Source organism: Thermomicrobiales bacterium (assembly GCA_023954495.1).
Taxonomy (GTDB): Bacteria; Chloroflexota; Chloroflexia; order Thermomicrobiales; family CFX8; genus JAMLIA01.
The window spans coordinates 1-6,754 of the sequence record JAMLIA010000117.1 but is presented as its reverse complement, the minus strand read 5'-3'; the positions used below and the strand labels follow the sequence as shown (position 1 = coordinate 6,754).

General features: G+C 62.3%; 5 protein-coding genes. 1 reads left to right on the top strand and 4 read right to left on the bottom strand.

The window, feature by feature from the left end; translation table 11 throughout:
* On the bottom strand, positions 1-1,783 hold a 1,783-nt coding region (locus tag M9890_15015), incomplete at its 3' end, for a S9 family peptidase (protein MCO5178264.1).
* A 156-nt stretch (positions 1,784-1,939) separates the two neighbouring features.
* On the opposite strand from M9890_15015, the gene M9890_15010 reads away from it, so the two are divergent.
* The gene (locus tag M9890_15010; protein ID MCO5178263.1) at positions 1,940-3,370 is read left to right on the top strand and encodes a putative DNA binding domain-containing protein; all 1,431 of its coding nucleotides are present in this window, start codon (positions 1,940-1,942) and stop codon (positions 3,368-3,370) included.
* A gap of 264 nt (positions 3,371-3,634) precedes the next feature.
* On the opposite strand, the gene M9890_15005 is transcribed toward M9890_15010, so the two are convergent.
* The 3 genes from M9890_15005 to M9890_14995 all read right to left on the bottom strand — a co-directional run.
* Entirely contained in the window at positions 3,635-4,057 is a 423-nt protein-coding gene (locus tag M9890_15005) for a DUF1801 domain-containing protein (GenBank protein ID MCO5178262.1), read from the bottom strand.
* Positions 4,058-4,156: 99 nt separating this feature from the next.
* On the bottom strand, positions 4,157-5,350 hold the full coding sequence (locus tag M9890_15000; GenBank protein ID MCO5178261.1) for an FAD-dependent monooxygenase: 1,194 nt from the start codon (positions 5,348-5,350) through the stop codon (positions 4,157-4,159).
* Between the two features lie 7 nt (positions 5,351-5,357).
* Positions 5,358-6,754: oligosaccharide flippase family protein (locus M9890_14995; protein ID MCO5178260.1), on the bottom strand; the 1,397-nt coding region annotated here is incomplete at its 5' end.

Genomic DNA, 6,754 nt, shown 5'->3' with positions numbered 1-6,754 from the left:
TGATCTCGTTGGCGCGGCGGGTGAAGCCGTGGCCCTCGTCGGCGTAGACGTCGTAGCGCACGTCGACGCCGCGCTCGCGGAGGCGTTCGACGATCTGGTCGCTTTCGGACTGCACGACGCGCGGGTCGTTCGCGCCCTGAATGACGAAGAGGGGCGCGCGGATCTGGTCGACGTAGGTGATCGGCGAGCGCGACATCAGGAAGTCGGCTTCCGTCTCGGGATCGCCAACCCACTCGTTCATGATCCGTCGCCAGGTCGGTGGCACCGCCTTGGAGAACGTCACCAGGTTCGACGGCCCGACGATATCCACCGCCGCCGCCCAGAGGTCGGGCAGGCGCGAGACGCAGGAGAGCGTGGCGAACCCGCCGAACGAGCCGCCGAACACGCCGATGCGCTGCGGATCGACCCAGTCCAGCGCATGCAGCCAGGCGACGGCCTGCTCAAAGTCCTTCAGCTCGTCCCCGCCCCAGTCGCGGTGAATAAGGCGCTGGTAAGTCTTGCCGTAGCCGGTCGAGCCGCGGACGTTCGGTGCAAGCACGCCAATGCCCCGTGAGAGCCAGTACTGGTACAGCCCGGAGTAGTTATAGGCCGCCTGCTCCTGCGATTCCGGTCCGCCGTGGATCGAGAGGACAACGCCGAACGGCCCGTCGCCCTTCGGTCGATAGAGCCAGGCAGGGATGTCGCGTCCGTCGTGCGTCGGGTAGTGGATCAGCTCGGGATGCACCATCTCCGCCGGATCGATCCCGCCGAGGGCACTCTCGGTGATCTGATTGATCGTGCCGCTCGTGACATCGACGATCACGACCTCGTTGGGGCGAGTTGCGTCGGAGAAAAGCAGGCCAATCTTCGCGCCATCAGCGGTGATTGTCATCGCGGAGATGACGCCAATGGGCAACTCCGGGAGATCGACTAGCGCGCCGGTCCGCAGATCGCGCAGATGCAGGCGCGAGTAGCCGTTCTCATTCACGACCCAGGCGAGGAAATGGCCTTCCTTCGAGAGCGCCACGCGCTCGATATCCCACTCGGGCGTCTCAACCCAGCGCTTCTGGCCGCTGTTGAGATCGTAGAACGCCAGGCCGGTGAACTCGCGGTCCTCATCGGTCAGCAGATAGAAGCCGGAGCTATCGGCCGCCCACGCCTCGGCGAGATTCAGCACGTCCCCGTCACGCGGCGTTACCAGTTGGCGCTCGCCGGTCGCAAGATTGAACAGGTGGACGTCGGTGCGTGAGTTGGTCTGGAAATCCACGACGGTCAGCCACGAGCCGTCCGGCGACCAGCGCGCGGCGAAGAACGAGCCGTCCTCTGTCGTGAGGCGGCGTGTTTCGCCGGTCTGCAGATTGAGGAGCTGCACGTCCTGGTTGGTCGGCTCCCGATCGTTGCCGGCGAAGGCGATGGTCGTGCCGTCCGGCGAGAACGGCCCGTCGGCCAGATAGAACTGCACCGCTGGCGCGTCGGTCAGTTGCTCGGGCACGCCGCCGGCCGCCGGGATGCGGAAGATCTGATACATCTCGTTGCCGTCGATATCGGCCACGAAGAAGATGGTGTCACCATCCGGCGACCAGGCAATCTCACGCACCGCACGATCATCGAATAGTGTCACCTGGCGCGGATAGCCGCCGCTGCTTGGCTGCCGCCAGAGGTTGTACTGCCCGGAGATATTGGTCGAATAGGCGATCTCCGACCCGTCCGGTGAGAAGGACAATGTCGGCTGGTAGCGGCGGATTGCGGCGAACTGCTCGTAGGTCGGGCGCGTCTGCGTTCCGGTAGTAACGGGTGCTGCCATGAGAGACTCCTTCGGCTCATGCAGGTGCGATTGATGAGGGTATTGTGATGGATGGAGCCGAAGTTGTCGCTGTCTCCAATGCGGCTCGCGGGTTAGCATACTCATAGTTCAGGGACTTCAGGGATTCAGATCGGGAGAGATTGAGGTTCAGCCAGGATGAACGCCAATGACATCGCTGAACTTATAGCTCGCGGCGAGTCGGCTGATCTTGAATTCAAGAAATCGACGGGTCAGCGAACGGATGCAGCCCGAACTATCTGCGCAATGCTGAACGGGATCGGTGGTTTCGTTGTATTCGGGATAACGCCCGAGCGGAAGATTATCGGACAGGATGTCTCTGAAAAGACGATGGAGGACCTTCATCACGAGTTCCAGAAGATCGAGCCGCCTGCCTTTCCGCACATCGATACGTTGCCTCTCCCTAGTGGCAAGAAGGTCCTTATCCTGAGTGTTACGGGCAGCGCCGGTAGCGAACTTTATACGTATGATGGACGTCCGTATCATCGACAGGGACCGACGACATCTCGAATGCCGCGGGCTCAATACGATCGCTTGCTTATCGAGCGGATGCACGCATTTCGTCGTTGGGAGAATCAGGCAGCATCTGCCGTCACCGTTGACGATCTGGACCTGGAAGAAATTGAGAGGACCATTCAGGAGTCCATCCGCCGTGGACGTATGGATGATCCAGGAACTCGCGATCCTGTCGAGATACTCATAGGACTTGGCCTGATTCATGATGGGCAGCTGTTGAATGCAGCAGTGGTCTTGTTCGGGCGATCAGAGCGCCTGATGCCGTTGTATCCGCAATGTATTTTGCGAATGGCTCGATTCCGGGGCAATGATAAGAACGAATTCATTGATAATCGGCAAGAGTACGGTAATGCGTTTCAGTTGTTGATCCGGGCTCAGCGATTCCTGCGAGACCATCTGCCGGTCGCCGGGCGGGTCGTTCCCAATCTGTTTGAGCGTGTGGATGATCCACTGTATCCGACAGAGGCATTGCGCGAGGCGCTTGCAAATGCTCTTTGTCATCGCGATTATGGGGTACCTGGTGGTGCAGTCAGTATTGCGATCTTCGATGATCGGCTTGAGATTTCGAGCACAGGATTGCTGCCGTTCGGACTGACGCCTGATGACTTGATTCGCCCACATCGATCCCGGCCGTGGAATCCACTTATTGCTCAGGTCTTTTATCGACGCGGAATTATTGAGCAGTGGGGACGGGGAACTCTGAAGATGGCTGAACTCACTGAGCGTGCAGGGCTCGTTCCTCCAGAGTTTGAGTCGAGTGGAGGTGAGGTCCTTGTGCGGTTCCGACCTACTCGATACGTTCCACCGACGCGCATCAGCCATATTCTGAATCCGCTCCAGCGTGACGTGCTTGAAATCTTGAGTCGCTTGGGGCCTTCGCACCTTCACACGATTGTTAGCAATCTTTCAATTCCCACGCCGGAAAGAACGATTCAGGACAATTTGCAGATGCTTCGTCGCCTTGGCATGGTGGATGTCGTTGGCCGGGGGCGAGGTGCTCGTTGGCTACTTCTCGGGAATGCTTCATTGCCCGATAACGATAGTCGCTCTTAGACAGACCGTGTGATTCCGTGTGATTCCGTGTGATTCCGTGTGATTCCGTGTGATTCCGTGTGATTCCGTGTGATTCGAAGTCATGAGACCCGCATACGTACGCCCTGTTGAACGAGTGAGCATCTCAATGACGTGTCTATCGACGTGTAATTCCCGTGCGATTCAGCCGCAGCCGCTTTGCGTGTTGTCATTGAAGACAGCTGTCAGGGCGCTGGGGAGGTGCGCCGCCTCGATCAGCACCCTGACCAGTTCGGGAACGTGCTTTTAACTCACCGCCCGTTTCACCAGCTCTGCGATCCGCGCCTTCTCGGTGGCGGTGATCTCCTTCAGCGCGAAGGACGTTGGCCACATGACACCGTCATCGAGGTGGGCGTCTTCGTTGAATCCGAGTGTCGCGTAGCGGACCTTGAATTTGGCGGCGGGCTGGAAGAAGCAGACGACCTTGTCGTCTCGGGCATAGGCCGGCATGCCGTACCAGGTCTTCGACATCAGGTCCGGGGCGACCTCCTTGACGATGGCATGGATTTGCTCGGCCATGACGCGGTCGGAGTCCGGCATGTCGGCGATTGCTGCCAGCAGGTCGTTCTCCCCGTCTTCGCGCTTCTTGTTTGCGCGCTCTTCGGCCTTCAGCTCTCGGGCACGCGCCTTCATGGCGTCGCGTTCTTCTTTGGTGAATCCTGAACTCATCGTGTCTCCTCTTCATGAGCAGCGACGTGTCATGCTGTCCGAATATGGGCTCTCATGTACTTGACGTATCAGGGTGCGGATGTGTGACGGTCGACCGCGCTATCCCGCCGCGTCCCCAAAGAACTCGGCGAAGCCGTAGGTATCGTCGTATTCGACGCGCAGGTAGCGGGCGAGGCCATCCGGGGTGGTCGTGGCGGCGGAGAGCAATGCGCCCTGGTCAGCGGTCATCCAGCGATCGGGGCGTTCGAGCATCCGGGCGTTCAGCGCCTTGCCGAGGGTGTGTCGGTGGACTGCATCGGCGTAGCGCGTCAGCGCTGCGTCGCTAATGCCGTCGGCGAATGCGTTGCCAAGGAATTCGGCCTCGCGGAGCGCTTCGTTGATGCCGCGCGCGACGATCGGGTTTTTCTGGTGGACGGCATCGCCGATCAGCGCCCAGCCCGATCCCCAAACAGTGCGGTCGTAGCCACGTACACCGGCGATGCCGCGTACTGGCGCGACTGGTGTGGCCTTGGCGAGCATCTGTCGGACCCACTGGTGCGCGTTGATTCGCGCAAAGTAGTTCGCCTCGTGGTCGCGACGGAACTCGTCGAAGTCCTCGTTGTATGCGCCGAGGATGACCATCTGGAGGCCATCGTTCATCGGCATCGTCGCGATCATGTCGCGCTCGGCGTCGGATTGCGTCAGCGCGATCGGACCCGGCGGCGCTGCGTCGCGGAAGTAGGTGTAGTACCAGTAGCGGCCCGGCTCAACGACGTTGCGCTCGGTCGCGCCGACCTCGTGGGCGATATGCGAGTTACGCCCGTCCGCACCGATGACGATGTCGGCCGAGACGCTGCGTTCGCCAGTTGGTCCGCGCAGATCGACGCCGATCACGCGGTCGCCGTCGCGACGCAGCCGCAGAGCGCTTGTGCGGTCGTGAGCATCGACGCCTTCGGTCGCGGACGCGGCGTCCCAGAGGATGCCGTCGAGCTCCAGGCGACGGACGCAGAGGGTGTAGTCGATGCCATCGAACGGGACGATCTCGGTAAGCACCTCGTCGTCGCCACGCACGAGCCGGAAGTGGTGCGCTGGTGGCGCGCCGGTCGCCAGCACGGCGTCGAGCAGGCCGAGGCGGCGAAGTGCAGCGATGCCATCCGGCCAGAGGACGTGGGTCGAGAGCGTGTCGGAGGGCATCGCCGCCCGTTCGACCAGCAGCACTTGATAGCCCGCGCGGCCCAGATTGATCGCCGTGGCGCTGCCCGCGCAGCGTCCACCGACGATGACGGCGTCGTAGTGTGCGTCAGATTGTTGCATTCTGGTCTTACCTTCCGAACCGTCCCAGTCGTGACATCACCCGCTGCTGGATGGTCTGCATCTCCTGGACGCGCAGCAGCAACAGCCCCGCGCCGTAGATCGCCGCGCCGACGCCGGCCGGGATGACGACAACGACCGTTTCGCGGAGCAGCCGCGCGAAACCGGCATCCGGCTCGGGCAGGCCACGGGTTAGCATCCACGCGAGTCCGCCAGCGGCCAGCGCCATGACGATCGAGACGAGCGTCGAGGAGCGGATGGTGCGGACGAGCCGCGGCATGTCGAACTGTCGCGCCGCAGGCGTGCCGTGCGGGAACATACGCCGCACCAGCACAACCATGACGATGGCGTGGAAGATGAACTGGGCGCTATTGGCCGCCACCAGCCCGGCCATGTTGAAACGTCCGACGAGCGTCAGGGCGAACAGGAAGTAGACACCGACCGCCAGCACGCCGACGATCTGCGGGGTCTTCGTGTTCTTGCGCGCGTAGTAGGCGAAGATCAGCGCCTGATCGAAGGCAGCGAAGAGCGTGCCCGGCAGGTAGATCAACAGCGCAATGAGAATCTGGACGGCTGCGTCGTGGTTCGTCTCGCCGTGCTGGAACATGAGCTGGACCGTCGGCCAGGAGAGCACAGCCAGCCCGAGCGTCGCCGGGACGACGAGCACGGTGATCATCCGCAGGCCGTTCGCCAGCGTGCCCCAGTACGCTTCGTCGTCGCCGGACGAGAAGTGGCGCGACAGGGCCGGGAGTGACGCCAGCGAGATCGCAGCCGCGACCAGGCCGAGCACCATCTGGTTGAGGGTTGTGGCATAGCGCATCGCCGCCGGGGCGTACTCACCGGCACCCCAGGCGAGGTTGCGGTCGACGACCAGCGCGAAGGTGTTCGCCAGCAGGCCGATGAAGATCGGCAGGTAGAGGATGCCGATGCGCCGGATCGCCGGATGATTGATCTGGAAGTTGAGGATCGGCATGGCGTCGCGCAGGCCGGGTAGCTGGACGATGACCAGCAGCAGCGCGCCGAGGACGATGCCGATCGCCATCGAGCGGACTTCCAGCGCCGTCCGGCCGAGCGTCAGGGCGCTGAAGATGATCGCGACGTTACGCAGCGAGAGCGACAGCGACGGCAGGGTGAAGCGCTGCAGCGCGAACAGCGTCGACATCAGGATGGTTGAGATCGCCAGCAGCAGCACGGCTGGCAGGATCCAGCGCACCAGCTCGATTGTCAGATCGACCGTCTCGATGCCACGGGCCGACTCGCCACCACCCAGCGCGGTCATGACGTTCACTGCTGCCGGTGCGAAGAACTGCAGCACCAGCACAATTGCGCCGACGACGACGGTGGCGAGAACGAGCAGCGCGCCGGTGATGCGGCGCAGCTCGTGGCGCGAGTTCTCCCCGACGTACT